Source organism: Pseudomonas sp. G1002 (assembly GCF_013385455.1).
Lineage (GTDB): Bacteria > Pseudomonadota > Gammaproteobacteria > Pseudomonadales > Pseudomonadaceae > Aquipseudomonas.
The window spans coordinates 42,183-65,513 of the sequence record NZ_JACAPY010000015.1 but is presented as its reverse complement, the minus strand read 5'-3'; the positions used below and the strand labels follow the sequence as shown (position 1 = coordinate 65,513).

27 protein-coding genes are annotated in these 23,331 nt (G+C 60.7%); 15 read left to right on the top strand and 12 right to left on the bottom strand.

Annotated elements, in window-relative coordinates; translation table 11 throughout:
- Positions 1-4: 4 nt before the first annotated feature.
- From HX801_RS06085 to HX801_RS06070, 4 genes are read right to left on the bottom strand one after another with little or no spacing between them, the layout of a single operon-like run.
- Complete coding sequence (locus HX801_RS06085) at positions 5-1,027, bottom strand: LacI family DNA-binding transcriptional regulator (RefSeq protein ID WP_003219958.1); 1,023 nt, start codon at positions 1,025-1,027, stop codon at positions 5-7.
- 3 nt (positions 1,028-1,030) lie between these two features.
- Complete coding sequence (locus HX801_RS06080; RefSeq protein ID WP_003219960.1) at positions 1,031-2,008, bottom strand: ABC transporter permease; 978 nt, start codon at positions 2,006-2,008, stop codon at positions 1,031-1,033.
- On the bottom strand, positions 2,005-3,558 hold the full coding sequence (locus HX801_RS06075) for a sugar ABC transporter ATP-binding protein (RefSeq protein WP_177021780.1): 1,554 nt from the start codon (positions 3,556-3,558) through the stop codon (positions 2,005-2,007). Before HX801_RS06075 ends, HX801_RS06080 begins: the two co-directional genes overlap by 4 nt.
- Positions 3,559-3,616: 58 nt before the next feature.
- The gene (locus HX801_RS06070; protein ID WP_177021779.1) at positions 3,617-4,576 is read right to left on the bottom strand and encodes a sugar ABC transporter substrate-binding protein; all 960 of its coding nucleotides are present in this window, start codon (positions 4,574-4,576) and stop codon (positions 3,617-3,619) included.
- Positions 4,577-5,142: 566 nt separating this feature from the next.
- On the opposite strand from HX801_RS06070, the gene HX801_RS06065 reads away from it, so the two are divergent.
- The 3 genes from HX801_RS06065 (at position 5,143) to HX801_RS06055 (ending at position 7,407) form a co-directional block, all read left to right on the top strand.
- A complete protein-coding gene (locus HX801_RS06065) occupies positions 5,143-6,231 on the top strand; it encodes an asparaginase (protein WP_003219965.1) in 1,089 nt (362 codons plus the stop codon).
- A 230-nt stretch (positions 6,232-6,461) separates the two neighbouring features.
- On the top strand, positions 6,462-6,713 hold the full coding sequence (locus tag HX801_RS06060; RefSeq protein ID WP_023659007.1) for a DUF1654 domain-containing protein: 252 nt from the start codon (positions 6,462-6,464) through the stop codon (positions 6,711-6,713).
- Between the two features lie 4 nt (positions 6,714-6,717).
- Complete coding sequence (locus HX801_RS06055) at positions 6,718-7,407, top strand: endonuclease (RefSeq protein ID WP_102605114.1); 690 nt, start codon at positions 6,718-6,720, stop codon at positions 7,405-7,407.
- A gap of 43 nt (positions 7,408-7,450) precedes the next feature.
- Here HX801_RS06055 and HX801_RS06050 read toward each other — a convergent pair whose 3' ends face one another.
- Entirely contained in the window at positions 7,451-7,828 is a 378-nt protein-coding gene (locus HX801_RS06050) for a hypothetical protein (protein WP_032899812.1), read from the bottom strand.
- 263 nt (positions 7,829-8,091) lie between these two features.
- On the opposite strand from HX801_RS06050, the gene csrA reads away from it, so the two are divergent.
- Positions 8,092-8,286, top strand: coding sequence for a carbon storage regulator CsrA (gene csrA / locus HX801_RS06045; protein WP_003192511.1), 195 nt, complete (start codon positions 8,092-8,094; stop codon positions 8,284-8,286).
- Between the two features lie 120 nt (positions 8,287-8,406).
- Here the strand turns inward: csrA and HX801_RS06040 are convergent, their stop codons facing one another.
- Positions 8,407-8,865, bottom strand: a complete 459-nt coding sequence (locus tag HX801_RS06040) for a DUF2214 family protein (RefSeq protein ID WP_177021778.1) — start codon at positions 8,863-8,865, stop codon at positions 8,407-8,409.
- 170 nt (positions 8,866-9,035) lie between these two features.
- Here HX801_RS06040 and HX801_RS06035 point away from each other — a divergent pair, with 170 nt between their 5' ends.
- Together HX801_RS06035 and HX801_RS06030 are read left to right on the top strand one after the other, a co-directional pair.
- Entirely contained in the window at positions 9,036-9,296 is a 261-nt protein-coding gene (locus HX801_RS06035) for a hypothetical protein (RefSeq protein ID WP_003219977.1), read from the top strand.
- A 159-nt stretch (positions 9,297-9,455) separates the two neighbouring features.
- Positions 9,456-9,770, top strand: coding sequence for a hypothetical protein (locus tag HX801_RS06030; protein ID WP_008438700.1), 315 nt, complete (start codon positions 9,456-9,458; stop codon positions 9,768-9,770).
- Between the two features lie 16 nt (positions 9,771-9,786).
- Here HX801_RS06030 and HX801_RS06025 read toward each other — a convergent pair whose 3' ends face one another.
- A complete protein-coding gene (locus HX801_RS06025) occupies positions 9,787-10,461 on the bottom strand; it encodes an HAD-IA family hydrolase (protein ID WP_003219982.1) in 675 nt (224 codons plus the stop codon).
- 243 nt (positions 10,462-10,704) lie between these two features.
- On the opposite strand from HX801_RS06025, the gene HX801_RS06020 reads away from it, so the two are divergent.
- The 5 genes from HX801_RS06020 (at position 10,705) to HX801_RS06000 (ending at position 14,350) form a co-directional block, all read left to right on the top strand.
- Positions 10,705-10,917, top strand: a complete 213-nt coding sequence (locus tag HX801_RS06020) for a hypothetical protein (protein ID WP_003219983.1) — start codon at positions 10,705-10,707, stop codon at positions 10,915-10,917.
- A 161-nt stretch (positions 10,918-11,078) separates the two neighbouring features.
- Positions 11,079-11,849 (top strand): alpha/beta fold hydrolase, encoded by a 771-nt coding sequence (locus HX801_RS06015; protein ID WP_177021777.1) that lies wholly within the window; start codon positions 11,079-11,081, stop codon positions 11,847-11,849.
- A 111-nt stretch (positions 11,850-11,960) separates the two neighbouring features.
- Positions 11,961-12,218: a DUF2790 domain-containing protein gene (locus HX801_RS06010; RefSeq protein WP_003219985.1), complete on the top strand. Its 258-nt coding sequence runs from the start codon at positions 11,961-11,963 to the stop codon at positions 12,216-12,218.
- A 51-nt stretch (positions 12,219-12,269) separates the two neighbouring features.
- The gene (locus HX801_RS06005; RefSeq protein WP_003219986.1) at positions 12,270-12,941 is read left to right on the top strand and encodes a heavy metal response regulator transcription factor; all 672 of its coding nucleotides are present in this window, start codon (positions 12,270-12,272) and stop codon (positions 12,939-12,941) included.
- Positions 12,938-14,350, top strand: a complete 1,413-nt coding sequence (locus HX801_RS06000; protein ID WP_003219987.1) for a heavy metal sensor histidine kinase — start codon at positions 12,938-12,940, stop codon at positions 14,348-14,350. The genes HX801_RS06005 and HX801_RS06000 overlap by 4 nt, the downstream gene beginning before the upstream one ends.
- Here HX801_RS06000 and pcp read toward each other — a convergent pair.
- The 4 genes from pcp to HX801_RS05980 form a co-directional block, all read right to left on the bottom strand.
- Entirely contained in the window at positions 14,343-14,990 is a 648-nt protein-coding gene (pcp, locus tag HX801_RS05995) for a pyroglutamyl-peptidase I (protein WP_008438704.1), read from the bottom strand. The genes HX801_RS06000 and pcp overlap by 8 nt on opposite strands.
- Positions 14,991-14,997: 7 nt before the next feature.
- Positions 14,998-15,948 carry a DUF979 domain-containing protein gene (locus tag HX801_RS05990; protein ID WP_003219989.1) on the bottom strand — a complete coding sequence of 317 codons (951 nt, stop codon included), beginning with the start codon at positions 15,946-15,948 and terminating at the stop codon, positions 14,998-15,000.
- A complete protein-coding gene (locus HX801_RS05985; RefSeq protein WP_003219990.1) occupies positions 15,945-16,658 on the bottom strand; it encodes a DUF969 domain-containing protein in 714 nt (237 codons plus the stop codon). The genes HX801_RS05990 and HX801_RS05985 overlap by 4 nt, the downstream gene beginning before the upstream one ends.
- A gap of 337 nt (positions 16,659-16,995) precedes the next feature.
- Positions 16,996-17,421, bottom strand: a complete 426-nt coding sequence (locus HX801_RS05980; RefSeq protein WP_177021776.1) for a GNAT family N-acetyltransferase — start codon at positions 17,419-17,421, stop codon at positions 16,996-16,998.
- Positions 17,422-17,586: 165 nt separating this feature from the next.
- Here HX801_RS05980 and HX801_RS05975 point away from each other — a divergent pair, with 165 nt between their 5' ends.
- Positions 17,587-18,501 (top strand): SGNH/GDSL hydrolase family protein, encoded by a 915-nt coding sequence (locus tag HX801_RS05975; RefSeq protein WP_102368531.1) that lies wholly within the window; start codon positions 17,587-17,589, stop codon positions 18,499-18,501.
- Positions 18,502-18,764: 263 nt separating this feature from the next.
- On the opposite strand, the gene HX801_RS05970 is transcribed toward HX801_RS05975, so the two are convergent.
- Entirely contained in the window at positions 18,765-19,541 is a 777-nt protein-coding gene (locus HX801_RS05970) for an AraC family transcriptional regulator (RefSeq protein WP_174717779.1), read from the bottom strand.
- Positions 19,542-19,752: 211 nt separating this feature from the next.
- Between HX801_RS05970 and HX801_RS05965 the strand changes: the two genes are divergently transcribed.
- The 3 genes from HX801_RS05965 to HX801_RS05955 are packed head-to-tail and all read left to right on the top strand — an operon-like array spanning position 19,753 to position 23,312.
- Complete coding sequence (locus HX801_RS05965; RefSeq protein WP_102605124.1) at positions 19,753-21,369, top strand: APC family permease; 1,617 nt, start codon at positions 19,753-19,755, stop codon at positions 21,367-21,369.
- A 30-nt stretch (positions 21,370-21,399) separates the two neighbouring features.
- Entirely contained in the window at positions 21,400-22,326 is a 927-nt protein-coding gene (locus tag HX801_RS05960; protein WP_102605125.1) for a 4-hydroxyproline epimerase, read from the top strand.
- 38 nt (positions 22,327-22,364) lie between these two features.
- The gene (locus HX801_RS05955; protein ID WP_087693960.1) at positions 22,365-23,312 is read left to right on the top strand and encodes a dihydrodipicolinate synthase family protein; all 948 of its coding nucleotides are present in this window, start codon (positions 22,365-22,367) and stop codon (positions 23,310-23,312) included.
- Positions 23,313-23,331: the final 19 nt, after the last annotated feature.

Sequence of the window (23,331 nt, the reverse complement as noted above, 5' to 3'; positions counted from 1 at the left end):
CGGTTCAGCGGTATTGGGCAAACACACCGGCCAACGGCGCCGTCGACTCGCGCAGGACAATACTCGGCGTCACGATGCGTTGATCGATCGGCAATTGGGGTGTCGCAATTCGTCGCAGTAAAAGCTCGGCCGCCATCTCTCCCAGCTGCAGGATCGACTGGCCCACGGTGGTCAGCGCCGGGTACACGTACTGGCTCATCTGGATATCATCAAACCCGATCACCGACAGCTCACCGGGCACCCGGATATTACGTTCGGCAGCGGCGCGCAAGACGCCGAAGCCAATCATGTCGTTGCCGGCAAAAATCGCGCTGGGGGGATTATCCGCCAGCAATTGCGCCGCGGCCGCGTAACCACCGGTACTGGTGAAATCACTTTCCAGCACACGACCAGCCGGCACTTCGAGCCCCGCCTCGGCCAGGGCACGGTAGTAACCCGCCATCCGCATTTGCGCCACGCGGGTATGACTCGGGCCACCAATGCAGGCAATGTCGCGATGACCCAGATCGAGCAAGTGCCGGGTCGCCAGGTAAGCGCCCTGTTCATGGTCGATGCGCACCAGGTCGACATCGATCCCGTCCAATGCACGGTCGACGATGACCATCGGCGTGCGTACCGCCTTGAGGCCTGTCGCCAGGCCGCTGTCGTCGCCGCCCACCGAGGTCACGATCAAGCCGTCGATGCGTTTTTCCAGCAGCACCCTCAGGTAGCTGCGCTGCTTTTCGGCATTATCGTCGGAGTTGCAGAGGATCACGCAATAGCCGTTACGCTCGCAGTAATCCTCGATGCCCCGGGCCAGTTCCGCAAAATACGGATTGAGGCTGTTGGGCACCAACAGGCCGATGGTAGCTGTGGTCTTGGCCTTCAGCGAGCGCGCGACCGCACTGGGTACATAGTCGAGCTGCTTGATGGCCGCCTCGACCTTGATCCGTACCGGCTCGCTGACCGGGCGCGTCTTGTTCACCACATGAGACACCGTGGTGTAGGAAATCCCCGCCAGCGCGGCCACATCCTTGATCGTTGCCATGGCTCAGGCTCGCCGACTGGCGCGCTGGCTGCGGTAAGTATCGAGCACCACCGCGATCACGATCACGGCACCGGTGATGATACGTTTGGTCGGCTCGGTGGCGCCAATCTGCGCCAGCCCTGCCGCCAGTACCGAGATGATCAGCACGCCGAAGAAGGTACTGATGACCGAGCCACGCCCGCCCATCAGGCTGGTGCCACCGATCACTACCGCAGCGATCACTTGCAGCTCCAGGCCGGAACCGGCGTTGGGATCGGCCGCTTCCAGGCGCGAAATCTGGAACAGCGCCGCTACACCCGCCAGCAGGCCCATCAGGCTGAACACCAGGATCTTGTAGGGCTTGGGATTGATACCCGCCAGGCGCACGGCCTCTTCGTTGGTGCCAATGCCGATCAGGTAGCGACCGAACACGGTACGGGTCAGCACCAGCTGCGCGGCGATGATCACCAGCAACGCGATGATGAACGAAGGTGAAATGCCGAAGGCCACCGGGTTGGACAGCCAGGCAAACGAATCACCGATGTATGCGGTACGCGAGCCGGTCATCTGGTACGCCACGCCGCGCGCCATTTCCAGCACGCCGAGGGACACGATGAACGACGGGATCCGCCAGGCCACTGTGATCGAACCGGTAATGGTCCCGGCCAACGCGGCGCAGCCCATGCCCAGCACGGCTGCCGGCAACACACTCCAGCCCCAGCCGAGAATCGCCACGCTGACCGCCGATGCGGCCAGGGCCAGCACGGAGCCTACCGACAGGTCGATGCCGCCGATGATCAGCACGAAGGTCATGCCGACTGCCAGCACCATCAGGTCGGGAATCTGGTTGGCCAGGGTGCTGAAGGTGTCGTACGAGAGGAAGTGGTCGCTCAGGAACGAGAACAGCGCAATCATCGCCAGCAAGGCGCCGGCCAGGCCCAGGTAGGTGCCCAGGCCATAGAAGTTGCCGCCACGTTTTGCGGGGGAGGAAGTGGTTTTCATGGGGTATTCCTAGGCGCTGCGTCGTTGAGCAGCGCATCACGTTTCTGATAGCCGGCAAAAGCAGCGGCAAGCAATTCGTCCTGGGTCCAGCTGTCGCGCTCGAAGGTCTCGATCAGGCGCCCGGCGGAAAGTACGCCGATGCGGTCGCAGATCAGCATCAACTCACGCAGGTCGCTGGACACCACCACCAGCGCCTTGCCCTGGCGGGTCAGGTCGCCGAGCAACGCATAGATATCGAATTTGGCGCCGACGTCGATGCCTCGGGTCGGTTCATCGAACAGCATCACCGCGCAATCGCGCTCCAGCCAGCGGCCAATCACCACCTTCTGCTGGTTGCCACCCGACAGCTCGGACACCAGCTGCGCCGGACTGGAACTGCGGATACGCATGGCGTCGACCTGGCGCTTGGCCAAGGCCGTTTCGTCATGACTGTTCACCAGGCCACCGCTGGACACCTTCGGCATGTTGCCCAAGGCAATGTTGGCGCCGATGGATTGGGTCAGCAGCAGGCCTTCGCCCTTGCGGTCTTCGGTGATCAGGGCGATGCCATGGCCAACCGCGTCGACGGGCGAGCGAATGCTGACGACTTGCGCCGGTGTGCCCAGGGCCACGGTGCCGCTGTCGGCCAGGTCGGCGCCGAAGATCAGGCGCAGCAATTCCGTACGACCCGCACCGATCAGGCCGGAGATGCCGTAGATTTCGCCGGCACGCACTTCAAACGACACGTCGCGGACCTTGTCCGAGCGGGTCAGGCCTTTTACCGTCAACAGCGGCGCGCCGATGGTGCGCGGGCCCAGGTCGATTTTCTCGCCCAGTTCGCGGCCCACCATCAGCGTGACCAGTTGCTCACTGTTGTAGTTGGCCATCGGCTCGACACACACCAGCTTGCCGTCACGCAGCACCGCAATGCGCTGGGCAACCCGGGCCAGTTCTTCGAGCCGGTGGGAAATATAGATAATCGCCACGCCCCGGGCCTGCAGGCGGGTGATTTGTTCGAACAGCATCTCGACTTCACGGGCGGTCAGCATCGCCGTAGGTTCATCGAGGATCAGTACGTGGCAGTCGCCAATCAGGTTGCGGGCGATCTCGACCATCTGTTGGTGGCCGATGCCGAGGCTGCCGACCAGGGTGTCCGGGTCGATAGCGTCCAGGCCGACCTGGGCCATGGCTTCAATGGCGGCCTTGCGCAGTTGCTTGCGGCTGATCCAGCCACCGTGGCTGGGCAGGTTATCGAGGAACAGGTTTTCAGCGACCGTCAGGGTTGGCAGCAGGTTAAGCTCCTGCATGACCATGCGGATGCCCTGCTCTTCAGCCTGGGTCCGGCTGCCTGGCGTGTAGGCCTGGCCATTGAACTGCATCTGGCCGTCGGTCGGGGTGACCAGCCCGCCGATGATTTTCGACAGGGTGCTTTTCCCCGCGCCATTCTCACCGGTAAGCGCCAACACCTCCCCACGATTGAGCGTCAGGGTGATGTCGGACAGAACCGGTTGGGCATAGGTCTTGCCGATACCGCTGACCGAGAGGACAGCGTTCGGTGCGGAAGATGACATAGGAACGTCTCCAGGCGTCCGCTCGGGTGAGCGGACGCTGTTTTGTGCTGCCGGGGAATTACTTCTTGAGGATGAGTTCGACCGGGGTTTCGATCATGCCATCCACGGCATCGACTTTTTCACCCTTGACCAGCTTCAGAGCGTTCTGGATACCGAAAACGGCTTGCTGGGCAGCAGCCTGGTCGGCGGTGGCCAGGACACGGCCGTCCTGCAGCATCGGCTTGATGGCCTCGATGTTGTCGTAGCCTACGACCAGCACCTTGCCAGCCTTGCCGGCGCCACGTACGGCGGATACTGCGCCCAGTGCCATGTTGTCGTTACCGGCCAGCAGTGCCTTGATGTTCGGGTTTGCCTGGAGCATGGCAGCGGCAATCGCGTTGCCCTTGTCGATTTCCCACTCACCGGATTGGGTGGAGACGATCTTCATGCCGGCGGCATCCATCGCGTCCTTGAAGCCAGCGGTACGCTGCTGGGCGTTGGTGGTGGTGGACACACCTTCGATGATGCCAACCTGGTCACCCTTGGTGAGGTGCTTGGCCAGTTCTTCACCGACCAGGCGCGCGCCCTTGCGGTTGTCTGGACCTACGAACGGGATATCAAGGTTTTTGCTTTTCAGTACATCCACATCAAGACGGTTGTCGATGTTGACGATCTTGATGCCTTTGTCGGAGGCCTTTTTCAGCACGGTGACCAAGGCTTTCGAATCGGCGGGAGCAATGACGATCGCGTCAACCTTGGCCAGGATCATCTGATTGACGATATCGATCTGCGCACTGGTATCGGTTTCGTTCTTGATCCCGTTGGTGATCATGTCGAAGTCGGCGGCGTGGGCTTTCTGGTATTCCTTGGCACCGTCCTGCATGGTGACGAAGAATTCGTTGGCGAGGGATTTCATGACCAGGCCGACCTTGGGTTTGGCGGCGGTCTCGGCAGCAAATGCAGAGGAAAGAGGCAGGGCAGCGGATGCGGCAGCAAGCACAGCGACAGCAAGAAGACGTCCAGCAAATGGCAGCTTCATGGGTTCACTCCGATCTTATGATTATTGTGAGCAACGCTTGCACCGAAGAACGCTTCGGCAGCCAACCCACCCGGGCGGCTGATACGAGCTTTCACGACACTCGAGGAGCACCCCGTGAAACATCTCGCAAACGTTTGCGTTAGGTCAAACTATGAGAAGCTTGTCGAGATTTGTCAACGGGAGAAAACAGCCTTTTGTTGAATCCGCTTTACGCCCTGCCCTCGAAGCCATCCGGTACCCCCTTTAAACATCCGCGTTGCTGGATCGTTCTCTGAAACGACAGGTCGCGGCGTGCCTCCTGCGTTTAAAACCAAACTTTTCCGTCATCCTTTTCGGACAACCGAACACCCGCGCACCGCTTTGTTCGGAAAGCCGGACAGAAGACCAAGCCATTTACTTACAAATCAAACAAATATAGATATAAATCAATAGGTTAAATTCTATTGCCAAACAAAATCCCGCTGGTACAAATCCTGCTCTTACTCAGCACCTCGTGGCGTTCAGAACCGCCCGGGTGTTTCTAGATGAACCTGCATCAGCACTCATCAAAACTAGAGAGAAGAATAATGAAATCTGCGTTGAAAACTTTCGTACCGGGCGCGTTAGCCCTCCTGCTGTTGTTCCCCGTTGCCGCTCAGGCAAAAGAAGCTGAAACCCAGCAAAAACTGTCCAACGTGGTGATCCTTGCCACCGGCGGCACCATCGCCGGCGCCGGCGCCAGCGCGGCCAACAGTGCGACCTACCAGGCCGCCAAGGTCGGCATCGAACAATTGATCGCCGGTGTTCCTGAGCTTAGCCAGATCGCCAATGTCCGCGGCGAACAAGTATTGCAAATTGCCTCCGAAAGCATCACCAACGAAAACCTCCTGCAACTGGGTCGTCGTGTCGCCGAACTGGCCGACAGCAAGGACGTCGACGGCATCGTGATCACCCACGGTACCGACACCCTGGAAGAGACTGCCTACTTCCTCAACCTGGTGGAAAAGACCGACAAGCCAATCGTCGTGGTCGGCTCGATGCGCCCAGGCACCGCCATGTCGGCTGATGGCATGCTCAACCTGTACAACGCCGTTGCCGTCGCCGGCAGCAAGGACGCCCGCGGCAAAGGCGTACTGGTGACCATGAACGACGAGATCCAGTCGGGTCGCGACGTCAGCAAGATGATCAACATCAAGACTGAAGCGTTCAAGAGCCCATGGGGCCCGCTGGGCATGGTGGTAGAAGGCAAATCCTACTGGTTCCGCCTGCCAGCCAAGCGTCACACCATGAACTCGGAATTCGACATCAAGACCATCAAAAGCCTGCCGGACGTCGAAATCGCCTATTCCTATGGCAACGTAAGCGACACCGCCTACAAGGCCCTTGCCCAGGCCGGCGCGAAAGCCATCATCCACGCCGGTACCGGCAATGGTTCGGTGTCGTCCAAGGTGGTGCCTGCCCTGCAGGAACTGCGCAAGCAAGGCGTACAGATCATTCGCTCTTCCCACGTGAATGCCGGTGGTTTCGTTCTGCGTAACGCCGAACAACCAGACGACAAATACGACTGGGTAGTTGCCCATGACCTGAACCCGCAGAAAGCCCGCATCCTGGCCATGGTCGCCCTGACCAAGACCCAGGACAGCAAGGAACTGCAACGGATGTTCTGGGAATATTGATCGCTCCCAGGCCCGGCCGGCAACGGTTGGGCCATCCCGCTCGTGGCGTACCGCGAGCGGGTCTGATTTCCCCCGCTTTATCCCCCGCGCAAAAAAACCTTTGAAAAACAAAGCGTTCCTACACCAAATCGGCAAAACCGCTGTCAGAAGAAATTCTTGAATTTTAAGCAGTTGCGAAATTGCCCACAGTTAAATACTGTATGCACGTACAGCCTAATAAGGAATACTCCGTGGCAAAGCCCTCTTCCGCAGCACCAACACCTCCTGATGCCTACCAACGACTGGCCGTTCGTGTGCAGAAAATCATCAACTCCACCAATGCCCAAAAAAACAAGGCGGCGTTGATTTTTCGTTTGCCGGAGGAACCGGAAGACGAGTGGGCACGACTACTGGAAGAGATAGCAGAAAACGATAACGTCACCCTCGCCTATCGCGATGACGGTGGCGTGCAGATTTTCTGGGTTGTGCCGAAGGAAGATTGAGTCAATGAGTGTCCGTTTTATCAGTCTGTTGTGTGTGTTTTTTGCTGTTACCGCTCACGCCCAAGCCCCCAGGACATTCAGCGAAGCCAAGAAAATCGCCTGGAAACTGTATGAACCGCAATCCACGGAGTTCTATTGCGGCTGCAAATACAACGGCAACCGGGTAGACCTGAAAGCCTGCGGCTATATCCCGCGCAAAAACGCCAACCGGGCGGCACGTATTGAATGGGAACACATTGTTCCGGCCTGGCAGATCGGCCATCAGCGCCAGTGCTGGCAGGATGGCGGGCGCAAGAACTGCACCCGCAAGGACGCGGTCTACAAGCGGGCCGAAGCCGACCTGCACAACCTGGTGCCGAGCATCGGCGAGGTGAATGGCGACCGAAACAATTTCAGTTTTGGCTGGCTGCCGGTACAAAGCGGCCAATATGGATCATGCCTGACCCAGGTGGACTTCAAGGCCAAGAAGGTCATGCCCCGCCCTTCCATTCGCGGCATGATCGCCCGAACGTATTTCTATATGAGCAAGCAGTATGGCCTGCGCCTGTCGAAACAGGATCGCCAGCTGTATGAAGCCTGGAACAAGACCTACCCGGTACAGCCCTGGGAACGCCAGCGCAATCAAACCGTGGCGTGCGTGATGGGGCGCGGCAATGAATTTGTCGGCCCGGTGAACTTGAAAGCCTGCGGCTGAACGAAAAAAGCGGGAGCGCCATGGCCTCCCGCTTGTCGACTCTTTACTGCGCAACCTTGTGTTCGATGACCTCGGACACCGTGTCATTCTTCTTCGCAGTCGCCAGTTTCTCGGTCAACTGCGCTTGTTTCGCCTCGGCCTCGGCCTTGGTGCTGAATGGGCCCAGCAGCACCTGGTCCTTACCGTCTTCCTTCGCCAGATAGAAACTGAAACCGTGTTCCAGCAACCACGCGGTCAGGTCAGTCATCGCCTGCAGCTTGTGATCCGGCGGCCCCACCCATACATCCCATTCTTGAGAGGCGATCGCGCCGACCGCAGGTTGCGCCTGGGCGGGCGCCTCGGCAACGGCAGGCCTGGCCTTGGGGGCGTCGACACTTTTACCTTCACCGCAACCGGCCAATGCCAACACCGCAATTGCCATCGCTACTTTACGCACTACCCTGCTCCTTAGAGGATCAAAGAGGCGACTTTATCATTCACTGTCTATTCTGGCCGTCATAAACGTTGGCTTAAACAATGCGAATGATGTATCGCAGACCTGTATGATGGCGGCATGGGAATTAATGCCGCCTCTATGCGTCCTAAAAGAGGCAGCCACAGGGAAGCGCTTCGCAGTAAGCTACACACATCCGACATCTGCCCTGTCTGAAACATGTGTCCTTCAAAGCAATCAAGGAGAAGTCCATGCTGATACTCACCCGCAAAGTCGGTGAAAGCATAAACATCGGTGATGACATCACGATCACCATCCTGGGCGTTAGCGGCCAGCAAGTAAGAATCGGCATCAATGCTCCAAAGGACGTTGCCGTGCATCGCGAGGAGATCTACCAACGTATCCAGGCGGGCCTGACGGCTCCGGATAAAAACCAGACACCTTGAAGCGCCTCCAGTAGCCAGCCCTTTCGTTCACTGTAACGGCTGGCGAAAACCTCTTTCAGCCTGCTCGCGGCTTCCCGCGGCCAGCGCGCCCTATTCCCTTGTTCCAGCGTCAGGCCAGCGTCATCCCAGGCCGACACCGCGTGCCATGCCACTCGCTGCAATCATCATCAGCACCAGCAGTAACGCCTGCACATGGCTGATGCGCGCAAAAAGACCTGCCTGGTGCAAATCGAGGCGCGTGCCACGCGCCAACGCGATGCGCCATTGGATAAAGCGAATCATCGGCGCGAGCTCCAGTAACAAAATTAATACAAGCAGCGTCATCTTCACGTGAAACAACGGCTGGTGCAGGTAATAATCACTGCCCTTTTCGTAGCCGCCAAAGGCCCGCAGGCCACCGGTTACCAATAACACCAGGGCACTGATTCCCCAGATGTTGTCTGCGATCAATACGCGGCGCAGGGTGGATGGGTCACTATCAGATACACCGCGCAATGCCTTGCCACGCGCAAGCACGGCCGACAATGCCATGGCGAATGCCAGTAAATGGACTGCTGCAAGAAACCACTGAACCAACATAAGGCGTACTCCCTTTTGTATGACACATGGCAGGAACACTTCTCAGTAATAGTCGCTGGCTGCGTTCAACGCATGAAACAGCCTGCAAACAAAGGGAACTTGTGGAGTTTTCCAGGGCCGAATCTCGTGACAAATCCCCTACAGTCTGCAGCGCGCCAAGGAGCACGTTGATGAGGCGTACCGTTAAACAGCCTTACTTATCCAAGTCTTGGTTGATTGTCACGCTGATCAGCGTGGCGTTTGTGGCGCTGGAGTATGGCCTCAAGTTCGAAATCGAAGGTTCCTCCGACAAAGCCTACTCATGGCTGGACCTGACGCTGTTCCTGAGCGCGTACTTGTTTTTCTTCTGCCTCAAGCCCATTCAGGTCGCCGTCCATCGCAGACTGTGCCGGCGCGCGCCTCACAGTGATCGCCGCAAAGCCTCATCCTGACGGCTTTGGGTTTCATCTTGAAGTTCGTTGCCCCAGCGCGGTGTATCCCGCAAGCGGGTTGAAACCGCCGCCGCAGTTGCTATCAGATCGCCGGTATTTACAGCTGCGCGACACAACCTATGCTTGGGCATGCACGGTCGGTGAAAGGTTGTAGCGCTGATGGACACACTGAGTAAAAGCGAAATCGAATCAGCACTGGCAGCGCGCCTGCCGAGCTACAAAATCGTCTGCACCCTGCATGCCGATGGCACGCTTTCCGCGATTCTCAGCGGCCCGGAAGCTGATCACTTTGCGGTGACCGGCATCGTCCGCGCCCACCATCGAGGGCCGGAGGCGATTGCCAGGCTTGCCAGCGAAATCCTCAAGGAAATGGTCTTGTCCCGCCAGGGGCTCAAGGGCAACCGCCTGCAGACGCTGACTGGAAACGGCTCCAACGTTGAACCGCCCCTATACGAAGAAGGCCGATCCGGGTAACCGGGTCGGCCTTTTTTTACGCCAGGCGCTGTAGATGCAACAGCCCGGCTTCGTCCCGCTGAACCTGTAGACGCTCATACCCGTCAATCGAAGGATGCGCGGTGACCATGGGCACAAGGTGGGTCGACGTCACCACCATCACATCGGCCCCCGCCGCCTCGCCGGCGCGAATCCCGACGCTGGCATCCTCAAACACCAGGCAGTCCTGTACCGGTACTCCCAGCCGTTGCGCACCGAGCACATAACAGGCCGGATCCGGCTTGCCGCTGGCGACATCCTCCGCGGTGACCAGCACCGCCGGCGGGTTGATCCCGGCCGCCTGCATACGGCGCAGAGCCAGTGCCTTGGGGGCAGACGTAACCAGCGCCCATTGATCGCCGGGCAATGCGTTGAGGAATTCCACCGCGCCCGCAATCGCCACCACCCCTTCCACATCCTCAAGTTCAGCCTCGGTAATCCACTGCGCCTCAGCCTGCGCGTCCACACCGGGCAACGCCTGGCGGGTGATGGTATCGATGGCCCGGGCACCATGGATGGTCTTCAGAAAGGCCTCGACATCCAGCCCATGGCGTTCAGCCCAGGTGGCCCATACGCGCTCGGCGGCGGCAATGGAGTTCAGGAGTGTGCCATCCATATCGAACAGGAAGGCGCGGTAACGGTGGGCGAATACAGCTGAATCGCGGGTGGACACTGCTCGGCTTCCTCTTGCTTTCGTCACCCGGTCTTGGGCGCTGACGAACCACTTGCCTGGTGCAATCTACGGATCGGCCCAAACGCTGTAAACCTTCCCGTGGTTTGTATCGGACTGTATGGGAACCCCGCCTGGATACGCGAACCCGCATTTCGCCACGCCTGGGCACACATGGCAGATACACCCCGGCGATTAACTACGACCACCAGCCAATCCGGCTGACTCACGCGTAGGAGCCTCATCATGTTCAATCTCTCGAAAGCTTCGTCCCTGGTACTCGGCCTGACTGTCATCGCGGGCCTCGGGCTGTCATCCATGGCGTCGGCCGACACCCACGCTGGCGCGGTCAAAGACCAGCCATCCCACCTGCTCGCCGAGGGCGGCGCAGATCGCCTGCACGAACGCGGCCTGGCGGAAGGCGGCGCTGAACGCCTGCAAGCAGCCCGTACTGTCTGATGGGTCACCGTCCAACCAGGGCAGCCTTCCGGCTGCCCATTGCATTACAAACTTGTCATCAAGCTGTCAGTGTTGCCCGCACCCTCACTTCATACAGTGAAGTCGTCAGTCACCCACAGCGGGTGACCCAACTTCCCACTGAAAATGAAGCGAGCCCGCCCATGAAACCTGCAAGCAAACTCTGTCTGATCGCCGCCAGCCTGTTGATGCTGGGGACCGGCGCCGCCGTGGCCGGCCCGATTGCACCGGTGAAAGCCAATAACGTAGTGCTGGTACACGGCTCCTGGGCCGACGGTTCCAGTTGGTCCGAAGTGATTAACCGCCTGCAGGCCGCCGGCTTGCATGTAACCGCCGTGCAAAACCCGCTGACCTCGGTGGCGGATGACGTCGCTGCCACCAATCGCGTACTCGATCAACAGGACGGTCCTACCGTGCTGGTCGGCCATTCCTACGCCGGCACCGTGGTCAGCGACGCCGGGGTCAACCCCAAGGTCAGCTCCCTGGTATACGTCGCCGCCCGCGCTCCGGACGCCAACGAAGACTTCGTCGCCCTGTCCGCCAAGTACCCAAGCACACCCGTGCGGGCCGGTGTGGTGGAGCACGACGGTTACCTGACCCTGAATCAGGACGCCTTCCTCAAGTACTTTGCCGCCGATGTACCCCACGCCAAGGCCATGGAGCTGTACGCCGTGCAACAACCGATCGCCAAGACCCTGTTCAGCGGTCGCACCGTCAACGCCGCGTGGCACACCAAGCCGTCCTGGTATGCGGTGTCCAGCAATGACCAGACCATCAACCCGGACCTGGAACGCTTTCTCGCCAAGCGCATGAACGCCACCACCATCGAGGTGCCATCGAGCCACTTGTCCCTGGTTTCCCACGCCAAGGAAATCACCGACCTGATCCTCGAAGCGTCCGGCCGCCAGCCTTAAGCCCTTCATTACGATCTTGTCATCATCCTGTTGGCTGGCTGTTTGTGTCGCCTGGTTACTGTGAACTCACTGCCGGATACCGGCAGCCAACCCTTAAAGAGAGATACCGCCATGAAACTGTTTATCCTCGGCTTTGCTGCCCTCCTCGCCACCGGCTCGGCCTTTGCCGATACCACCGCCACCACCTCGGTGATCCATGACACCCCCGGCTTCTTCATGCACATGGACGTGGCCAAAGTACTGTCGAGCACCGATACCTACGGCCAGTGCGGCATTGTCCCTGCGCGCCTCGACTACCTCGACAGCCAGGGCCGCGAACACGTGCTGGACTATCAAGTACAGGGCATCGGCTGCCCCAATGACAATTGATCGGGCTACACTTGCGCCACGCAAGAACTGCACATCACCAGGGCGAATCCCATGAATATCCTCGTAGTCGAAGACGAGCCCAAGGCGGGCAACTACCTGCTTAACGGCCTGCAGGAACTGGGTTACTCCGTGAGCCTTGCCCGCGATGGCGTGGACGGTTTGCACCAGGCCCTGGAAACCCCGTTCGACGTGATCGTGCTGGATGTGATGATGCCGAAGATGGACGGCTGGGAAGTGCTGCGTCGCCTGCGCAAGGAAGCCGACACACCGGTGCTGTTCCTGACCGCCCGGGACGATATTGCCGACCGCATCAAGGGCCTGGAACTGGGCGCCGACGATTACCTGATCAAGCCGTTTTCCTTCGCCGAACTGGTGGCGCGCCTGCGCACCCTGACCCGGCGCGGGCCAAGCCGCGAAGAAGAACACTTGCAGATCGCCGACCTGCAGATCGACGTGCTCAAGCGCCGCGTCAGCCGTGGCGGCGTGCGCATCACCCTGACCAACAAGGAGTTCGCCTTGTTGCACTTGTTCGCCACCCATCAGGACCAGGTACTCTCGCGCTCGCTGATCGCCTCAAGGGTGTGGGACATGAATTTCGACAGCGACACCAATGTGGTCGACGTGGCCGTGCGCCGCCTGCGCCTGAAAATCGACGACCCGTTCCAGCTCAAGCTGATCCATAGCGTGCGCGGCATCGGCTATCGCTTCGATACGCAACCATGAGCAAGCCCCGGCATTACTCCCTGACGCTGCGCCTGGCGCTGATCTTCGCCCTGCTGGCGTTCGCCCTGCTGGCAACCCTCGGCGTGGCGCTGTACCGCGACCTTGAGCGCGAACTGATCCACCGTGACGACGCTGCGCTGATCTACCGCGTCGACCAACTGCGCAACCTGCTGAACGACAGCAACACCCTGGACCTGATCAAGACCAAGCCCGAACTGTTCCAGAACATGCTGGGCAACCGCGAATCGGTGCTGAGCATCGCCGCACCCGGGCAGAAACCGCTGCTGGAAGTGAACCCCGGCAACATCGACATGCCCGACGTTGCACCGGTGCCCCGGGACCACGCCCTGGAATTCGCCGACGTGCAGCATTTACCCGGCGTCAATGGCGTCCCCTTCTCCACCCTCGCCGCCACCATCGATTCAGGCGACCTGGGCAGCCTGCAAGTCACTACCGGGCGGTTGATGACCGAGCGCACCGCAGTGCTCGCCAGCTACCGGCTGAGTGTCTATATCCTCGCCAGCATCGCGGCATTGGTACTGGCGGTGGTCGGTTACCTGATGGTGCATCGCGGCCTGCTGCCATTGCGGCGCCTGGCCGTGCATGCCCAGGGCATCGGCGTCGGCAACCTCGCCGCGCGCCTCGACAGCCACGGCGCCCCCAAAGAACTGCTGCCGATGATTGATTCGTTCAACACCATGCTCGAACGCCTGGCCAAGGGTTTTGTGCAACTGGGCCAGGTCTCCACTGACATGGCCCACGAACTGCGCACGCCGATCAATAACTTGCTCGGGGAAACCCAGGTGGCGCTGCAGCAACACCGTAGCATCGAGGCCTACCAGCAACTGCTGGCCTCCAACGTCGAAGAACTCGAACGCCTGGCGCGCATGCTCGACAACATGCTGTTCCTGGCCCGCACCGACCCGGCCAGTGCACTGCGCCAGCGCCAGGAACTGGACGCGGCCGATGAAGTGGAACGCATGGCCGACTACTTCGAAGGCCTGGCGGGCGATGTCGACATCAGCATCCTCGCCCAGGGCGCCGGTGTGATCTGGGCCGAACCGATGCTGCTGCGCCGTGCCCTGGCCAACCTGTGCGCCAACGCCATCAAATATGGTGCGCCCGCCTCTGAACTGCTGATCCAGGCCACACCCTGCGCCGAAGGCATCAACCTGACGGTGACCAACCACGGCGCGACCATCCCGGCGGAGCACTTGCCCAGGTTGTTCGAGCGGTTTTATCGCGTGGATGAATCACGGGAGCGTTCGGCGCATTCCAATGGATTGGGGCTGTCGATTGTCGCGACCATCATGCAGTTGCATAACGGCCGATACAGCGTGAGCAGCGAGAACGGTGTGACATGCTTTGCGTTGTTTTTCCCGGGACGCGAAGCCGAAAACCTCAGCTGACTTGCCCACCCGTTTCAGTGATATCCACCAGGGTATTCCAGGCCGTCAGCAGCGCAATCCGCAAGCCCTCGACCTGCATCGGCAACGCCATCGAGGCCGGCTCGGGTATTCGGCCCACCACCTGCTCGGGCAGCCACGGCACATGGATGAAACCGCTGCGTACCCCTGACCCGGCGAGCGCGTGCTGCAACAGATAGAACACCTGGTTGCACACGAAAGTGCCGGCGGTTTGCGACACGCTGGCCCCAATGCCGGCCTCGCGCACGGCCCTCACCATGGCCTTGCTCGGCAAGGTGCCGAAGTAGGCCGCAGGGCCGCCGGGCAGCACTTCCGTGTCGACAGGTTGCTCACCCAGGTTGTCCGGAATCCGCGCGTCATTGAGGTTGATCGCGACCCGCTCGATGGAAATATCACTGCGCCCGGGGCCCAGCCCGACAGCAATGACCATCTGCGGGCGGTGTTCGGCCAACAGCTGAGCCAGGCGCTCGCCCGCCGTGGCAAAGGCACAGGGTAACTGCCGCGCGACAATCCGCACATCAGCGCCCAGCTGCACACCCTCCAACAGGCGTACCGCCTCCCAGGACGGGTTGACAAGGTCTTGGTCAAACGGTTCGAAACCCGTCAGCAATACAGTGCGCATTACAGCCTCACATCAGCAGGTAGAGCAGGACAATATTGACCACCAGCATCATCAACGCGGTCGGCATCTGTGCCTTGATGACCGCGTTTTTATCCGGCAGCTCCAGCAACGCTGCCGGGACAATATTGAAGTTGGCCGCCATGGGTGTCATCAGCGTACCGCAGTAACCGGAGAACATGCCGATGGCAGCCATCACCGCCGGGTTGCCGCCGTAGATGCCTACCAGCACCGGTACGCCAACGCCGCCGGTCATCACCGGGAAGGCGGCAAAGCCATTGCCCATGATCACGGTAAACAGTGCCATGCCCAACACATACACCATCACCGCTACCAGCTTGTAATCCAGGTTGATATAGGTGGTGGTGATGTGCGCCACCGCTGTGCCCACGCCCGCTTCGTTGAACAACAGCCCGAGCATCGCCAGCATCTGCGGCAGCACCATCGCCCAGCCCAGCGCTTCGGTGAGGCGCCGGGATTCGCGAAGGGCTTGCACCGGGGTGTCCCGCGTCAGCCAGCAGGCCAGCGCCAGTGCAATCAGGCAGCCGATACCCAGGGAAACAAAGGTGGTGTTCTTCGGGTCCAGCAGCGGCACGCCGCCGATCTCGGTGTGTTTGAGCAATACCGAGCCGATCACCGTGGTCAACGGAATGGCCAATGCCGGGATAAACAATTTATGCCCCAGGCGACCAGCGCTGGCCCGTGCGGCCTTGTCATGCAACTGGGCATGCGCGCCGCGGCCTACGCCGCCCAGGCCCGCGATGAGTGCCATCACCACCACGCCCACGCCGACCACCACCGAGGGCAGGCGCTCCCCCACCAGGAACGGAATCGCAAACAGCAGCCAGAACAACGAACTCGACCAGCGCTTGGGGTGGGTGCGATCCATCAGGATCATCCCGGCGGTGATCACCAGCAGAACGCCGGCCAGCCAGTACAGGTATTGAATGGAAATGATCATTGCGCCGCCTCCGCTGTGTTGGCCGGTAACAGCTCTCGGGTCAGCATTCGGTCAAAGCGGTGCAAGCGGATGGCGTGAATGATGAAGGCGCAGATCGCCGTCGGGATGCCCCAGACCGCAATGTGCAGAGGCTCGACATCAATCCCCGAACCCAGCAGGAACGTGTGCATCAACGCAATCGCACCAAAGGCGACGAAGATATCCTCGCCAAAAAACAGCCCGACGTTGTCGGTCGCGGCACACATGGCCAGGACCTTGTGGCGAAGCTTGTCGGGGAGTTTGCCATAGCGTTTTTCCGCCGCGCCTTCCGCCATCGGCGCCAGCAACGGGCGCACCATCTGCGGGTGCCCGCCCAGGCTCGTCAGGCCCATGGCCGCTGTGGATTCACGCACAAACAGATAGATGATCAGCAAGCGCCCAACCGTGGCCCGCTCAAAGCGCGCGATCCAGTTTTGCGCATGCAGGCGCAAGCCATGGCGCTCCAGCAAGCCGATGACAGCCAGGGGCAACAACAGGATCAATTGCAAGGCGCGAGTCTGGAGAAAGCCGTCGCCCATGGTGGCGAGGATCTTTTCCAGTGGAAAGTGGGCGGCAAACCCGGTGGCAATCGCTGCCGCCGTGACGACCAGCAGCGGATTGAAGCGCAACACAAAGCCGACCACGATGACGAGTACGCCAATCAGCGGCCATAGGTTCACAACAGTTTGCATGGTGGTGAGGTCCTTAAGTGCGCGCTGCGGCGCCAGTAAAGCAGGTAGTGAACAAAGGGTTCACTGCAAGAAAACGGCGTGCAGCCCGGCTCGATTTTTTATTGTTGACCTGGAAGGTCGAGCGTCAGTGGCCGCATCTTTGCTGCTTGGGGAGGGAGGTGTCCAACAAGAAAAATTGTTGCTGCAATCCAATAAAGTTTGTGGGTGTTTGAAGCGTTAGAGGGCATTTGTCGGCCCGTTTGAAGAGAAGGCCCAGGCGCAGAACGTGCTCAGGTACTTGAAGTCCGATAAAGGGCTGGACGGCTTGGTCACGTGGCGGTCGGTGACCCGCTAGCCCTCAGCCCAGGTGCTTCTGGAAAAAGTGGCGCGTGTGCCCTGGCGGGTACTCGGCAATATGCCCGAACTCGCTGAAACCCAGCTTCCGGTAGAACCCGGGCGCCTGGAAGCTGAAGGTGTCCAGCCAGATCCCCGCACAGCCCTTCTCTCGTGCCAGCTCCTCAGCCGCGCGCATCAGCCGCGACCCCATGCCTTGAGTGCGCATTGACTCAGGCACGCTCAACAGCTCAATGAACATCCAGCCATAGGAAATTTTTCCGTACAGGCCGCCCACCACTTCCTGGCTGGCGGGATCACGCAGTAACAGCCCAAACGTTTCGAACGGGTTCTCGCCGCATTGGCTGATGTTGTATGCCCTCAGCGGCTGAAGGATGGCCTGGCGCTCTTGCTCCGTAACTTCAAAAGACAACTCTATCGCTGATGCCATCTCAATCTTCCTGATGTGAATGCCCAATTCTGCGGACACTACCAGCGATAGCCACCTGTCGCATACAGGACAGTCTTTGCGCCCTCAGCTACACACAGGTCGCAACCGCCCGCGGGCATGCACTTCACCGCCAGTACTCTTGGAGCACCACCCGGGAGATTTCCAATGACTCTACGCGCTTGCTTGGCCGCTCTATTGGTACTGACCGCCTCCACCGCCTTTGGCGCTCCCCGCTACGATCACCTCTATGCGTTCGGCGATAGCTACTCCGATAACGGTGCGGGTGAACGCTTCACCAAGACCCTGGCCACTCTGAAGGTCAAGGATGCCCAGGAACTGCCCGGCTCGTTGTACTGGAAGGGCCGCTGGAGCAATGGCCCGACTGCCGTCGAGAACCTGGCCCACGCCTTGAAAACACCCTTGACCGACTACGCAGTGGGCGGCGCCAAGAGTGGCAATGGCAACTACTACGCCTGGATGGAGCCCGCCCGCGACACCGGCGTTTCAGGCCAGATCGCTGACTACCTGAAGTCCGCCAAGGCACACAAAGCCGACCCGAAGGCGCTGTATTTCATTTTCATCTCGGCCAACGACTTTTTTGAATGGGCCGACTTCTCGCACCCAGAGTCGGTTGCCGTACTCAGCCAGAACAGCGTGGCAAATATTCAGAAAGCCACCGAGACACTGATTACAGCGGGCGCAAAACACGTGATGGTAGTGGGCACCACGGATTTGAGTCATGTGCCAGCCGTGGTGCAGGGCAATCAAGTCGAGAACGCGAAAAACTACCAGCAGGTACTGGAACAAAAACTGCCGGTTGTGCTGAGCACATTGGCTAAGGCGCATCAGGTCAGCATCAGCTACTTCGACCACGTGGCGTTCAGCGACAAGCTGCGCGCAGCTCCCCAGGTGGCGGGGTTGAAAGACCTGGATACGCCCTGCCAACACACCTATCCGGACGTGAAGCCGGTGTGTGAAAACCCGGATGCGCATTACTACTGGGATGAATGGCATCCGACGCGCAAGGTGCATGCGCTGGCAGCACAGGCGATGCTTGAAACGTTGAAGGCCGGCCAGTGATTACCCAGGTGACGCCGTCCTACTGAGTCAAGGCGAACACCCACCGATAACCGCTTCTCTTCTGAACGAATCGGGAGAGCCCCCGGTGCTTTTGTCGGTGACATCCACCACGCAGCCACTCACCGGCACGGACTGGACGACTTGATAAGTCGCACCAACGGCAGGGATAAAACTGACCAGGTTTGCGCAACTGCGAAGAGCGTTGGCGCCCTCCTTGTTGGCGCCACCGCTGCTCATGACATTCACGTAGATCCAATTAGACATCACCGCACACTGGTCGCCTGCCGATACTGGCGCGGCGTAAACCCGGTCAACGCCTTGAACTGCCGGGTAAACGCACTGTGGTCGGTATACCCGCACTGCAACGCCACCTCAGTGATCGGCAGCTCGGTATGCAGCAGCCGGTGCGCATGTTCCAGGCGTACCTTCTGGATCATCTGGCGCGGTGTCAGGTGGAACACGCGCTTGCAGTAGCGCTCCAGTTGCGCCACGGAAATCCCGGCGATCCGCGTCAGTTCACCCAACGTGACCCGCCGATTGAAATGCGCCCGGATGTGCTCGTCCACCGCCGCCAGCCGTTGATAGGCCGGGTGGGTTTCGCTGGCGGTTTGCAGGTCGACCGAGATGCCCGCCAGGCCGATGATTGCAGCGTCGCGGCTGTACAGCGGCCATTTGTGGGTCAGGCACCAACCCGGCTCGCGGGTACCGTAGAGGTGCAATTCCAGCTGGTCTTCGAGGACAAATCCCTGCTCCAGCACCCGCCGATCCTGCTCGGTATAGCCGGGCCCCAACTGCGCGGGAAATACCTCGGCGCTGGTTTTTCCCAACAGCGGTTGCAAGTCCTTCAAGCCGCACCGCTGCACCAGGGTGCGGTTGGCCAATACGTAGCGCGCCTGCACGTCCTTGATAAAGATCGCGGCATTGGGAATCACGTCCAGCATCGGCAACAGCAACCCCACGCCGGCCAGTAATTCTTCGATGGTCTGTGGACGATTCGACTCGCTCCCTTGGCATAGGGTCGCGAACGCGCTCTGCATCATGACGCTCTCTCCTGCATTTTGCGGACAGGCCAGGCGCCCGGCGGGCGGTGCCTGGCGAGCAGATTGCCGCATGGCGGTGGCCCTGTCGAGCACTCGCAATTGTGCTGATTTCGTCATCGCAGCCTGCGCAAAACATCAATCGCGGCGCCGTTGATGGGTTCACTGTATGGCCACTGCATGCCTATCCAATAACCCACAAGAAGGCGCCGCCATGTCAGCCCAAGGCAAGTTCAAGAAACAGCTTTCATTGATCGACCTCACCTTTATCGGACTGGGAGCGATCTTCGGTTCGGGCTGGCTGTTCGCGGCCAGTCACGTCTCCGCCATCGCCGGGCCGGCGGGGATTTTTTCCTGGTTGCTGGGCGGCTTCGCCGTGTTGCTGCTGGGCATTGTGTACTGCGAACTGGGGGCGGCATTGCCCCGCGCCGGCGGTGTGGTGCGCTACCCGGTTTATTCCCACGGCCCGCTGCTGGGCTACCTGATGGGCTTTATCACGCTGATCGCGTTTTCAAGCCTGGTGGCAATTGAAGTGGTCGCCTCGCGCCAATACGCCGCGGCGTGGTTTCCCGAGTTGACGCAGGCGGGTTCCAGCAACCCCACCGTCCTCGGCTGGTTCGTGCAGTTTGCGCTGCTCTCGCTGTTTTTCGCCCTCAACTACCGCAGCGTGAAGACCTTCGCCATGGCCAATAACCTGGTCAGCGTGTTCAAGTTCATCGTGCCGCTGCTGGTGATCGGCGTGCTGTTCACCTTTTTCAAGCCGGAGAATTTCCACGCCCAGGGCTTCGCGCCGTTCGGCCTGTCGGGGATTGAAATGGCCGTGTCTGCCGGCGGGGTGATTTTCGCCTACCTGGGTCTGACGCCGATCATCTCGGTGGCCAGCGAAGTGAAGAACCCGCAACGCACCATTCCAATTGCACTGATCCTGTCGGTGCTGCTCTCCACTGCAATCTACGTGCTGTTGCAGACCGCTTTCCTCGGCGGCATTCCCACCGAAATGCTCGCCAACGGCTGGGCCGGCGTCGCCAAGGAACTGGCCCTGCCGTACCGCGACATCGCGCTCGCCCTGGGTGTGGGCTGGCTGGCGTACCTGGTAGTCGCCGACGCCGTGATCTCCCCCAGCGGCTGCGGCAATATCTACATGAACGCCACGCCACGGGTGATCTACGGCTGGGCGCAAACCGGAACCTTCTTCAAGATCTTCACCCGCATCGATGAAAAGTCCGGCATCCCGCGCCCGGCGCTGTGGCTGACCTTTGGCCTGTCGGTGTTCTGGACCCTGCCCTTCCCGTCGTGGGAAGCGCTGATCAACGTGGTGTCCGCCGCGCTGGTCTTGAGCTACGCCGTGGCGCCGGTATCCGTGGCCGCCCTGCGCCGCAATGCACCTGACCTGCCGCGCCCGTTCCGGGTCAAGTGGATGGGCTTGCTCGGCCCGCTGTCGTTCATCATCGCCGCGCTGATCGTCTACTGGTCCGGCTGGAGCACCGTGTCATGGCTGCTCGGCCTGCAAATCCTGATGTTCGTGGTGTACCTGCTGTGCGGCCGTTTTGTGCCGACCCTGCACCTGAGCCTGGGCCGCCAGGTTCGCTCCTCCGCCTGGCTGATCGGCTTCTACGCCGTGACCATCATCCTGTCGAAACTCGGCAGCTTCGGTGGCCTGGGCATCCTCGGCCATCCCTTCGACACCGTGGTCGTCGCCGCTTGCGCGCTGGGGATTTATTACTGGGGCGCGGCCACCGGCGTGCCGGCGCACCTGGTTCGCCTGGAAACCGAAGACGACGAAAGCGAAGCCCCTGAGCCCGATATCGGCCGGGCACAGCTGGCTTCCTGAGCCTCAGCCAACCACTGGATGGATTGTTCTATGAAACGAGTGCACATCATTGATTCCCACACCGGCGGCGAGCCCACGCGCCTGGTGATGACGGGGTTTCCCACGCTGGCCGGCGAGACCATGGTCGACAAGCTCGACGACCTGCGCACCCGGCATGACCAATGGCGCAGGGCGTGCCTGCTGGAGCCCCGTGGCAACGATGTTCTGGTGGGCGCGCTGTATTGCGCGCCGGTCTCGGCCGATGCCACCTGCGGCGTGATTTTCTTCAATAACGCCGGCTACCTCGGCATGTGCGGCCACGGCACCATCGGCCTGGTTGCCTCGTTGCACCACTTGGGGCAGATCGCGCCGGGGGTGCACAAGATCGACACGCCGGTCGGCCCGGTCAGCGCCACGTTGCACGCCGACGGCGCGGTCACGTTGCGCAATGTGCCCGCCTATCGCTATCGCCAGCATGTCTCGGTGCAAGTGCCTGGACATGGCTTGGTCTACGGCGATATCGCCTGGGGCGGCAATTGGTTCTTCCTGGTTTCCGATCATGGCCAAGCGCTGGAAATGAACAACGTCGAAGCCCTGACCGACTACACCTGGACAATGCTCAAGGCCCTCGAAGCCCAGGGCATCCACGGCGAAGACGGCGCCCTGATCGACCATATCGAACTGTTCGCCGACGACCCCCAGGCCGACAGCCGCAACTTTGTCATGTGCCCAGGCAAGGCCTACGACCGCTCGCCCTGCGGCACCGGCACCAGCGCCAAGCTCGCATGCCTGGCGGCCGACGGGAAACTCGCCGCCGGTGAGCCGTGGATACAAGCCAGCATCACCGGCAGCCAATTCGAAGGCAGCTATGAATGGGAGGGCGAACGTGTGCGCCCTTCCATCACCGGCCGCGCCTACATGACCGCCGACAGCACCTTGCTGATCGACGAACAGGACCCCTTCGCGTGGGGCATCTGAACCGCCCCCGCCCCTTCAATCAAACTGGAGCTGAAACAATGAATACCACTATCTTCACCGGTTGCATCCCCGCATTGATGACGCCGTGCACCGCCCAGCGCAAACCGGACTTTGACGCACTGGTCGCCAAGGGCCGCGAACTGATCGATATCGGCATGAGCGCGGTGGTGTACTGCGGCTCCATGGGCGACTGGCCGTTGCTGACCGAGGCCGAGCGCCAGGAAGGCGTGGCGCGCCTGGTGGCCGCCGGTGTGCCGACCATCGTCGGCACCGGCGCGGTCAACAGCCGTGAAGCCGTGGCCCATGCAGCGCATGCGGCGAAGGTCGGCGCCCATGGTTTGATGGTCATCCCGCGGGTGCTGTCCCGTGGCGCATCGGCGACGGCGCAAAAGGATCACTTTGCAGCCATCCTCAAGGCGGCGCCAAACCTGCCGGCGGTGATCTACAACAGCCCTTACTACGGCTTCGCCACCCGCGCCGACCTGTTCTTCGAACTGCGTCGCGAGTACCCGAACCTGATCGGCTTCAAGGAATTCGGCGGTGCTGCAGACCTGCGCTACGCGGCCGAACACATCACCTCCAAGGACGATGACGTGACCTTGATGGTCGGCGTGGATACCCAAGTGGTGCACGGCTTCGTCAACTGCAACGCCACCGGCGCAATCACCGGCATCGGCAATGCACTGCCACGGGAAGTCCTGCAACTGGTGGCCCTGAGCAAGAAAGCCGCCAAGGGCGACGCCACTGCACGTCGCCAGGCGCGGGAGTTGGAGTCGGCGCTGGCGGTGCTGTCGTCCTTCGACGAAGGCTGCGACCTGGTGCTGTTCTACAAACATCTGATGGTGCTCAACGGCGACAAGGAATACACCCTGCACTTCAACGAGACCGATGCCCTCAGCGATGCCCAGCGTCGTTATGCAGAGAACCAGTACGCGCTGTTCCGCCAGTGGTACGCCAACTGGTCGGCCGAGCAGAACGTCGCTTAACACTATTCAAGGCAGCAAA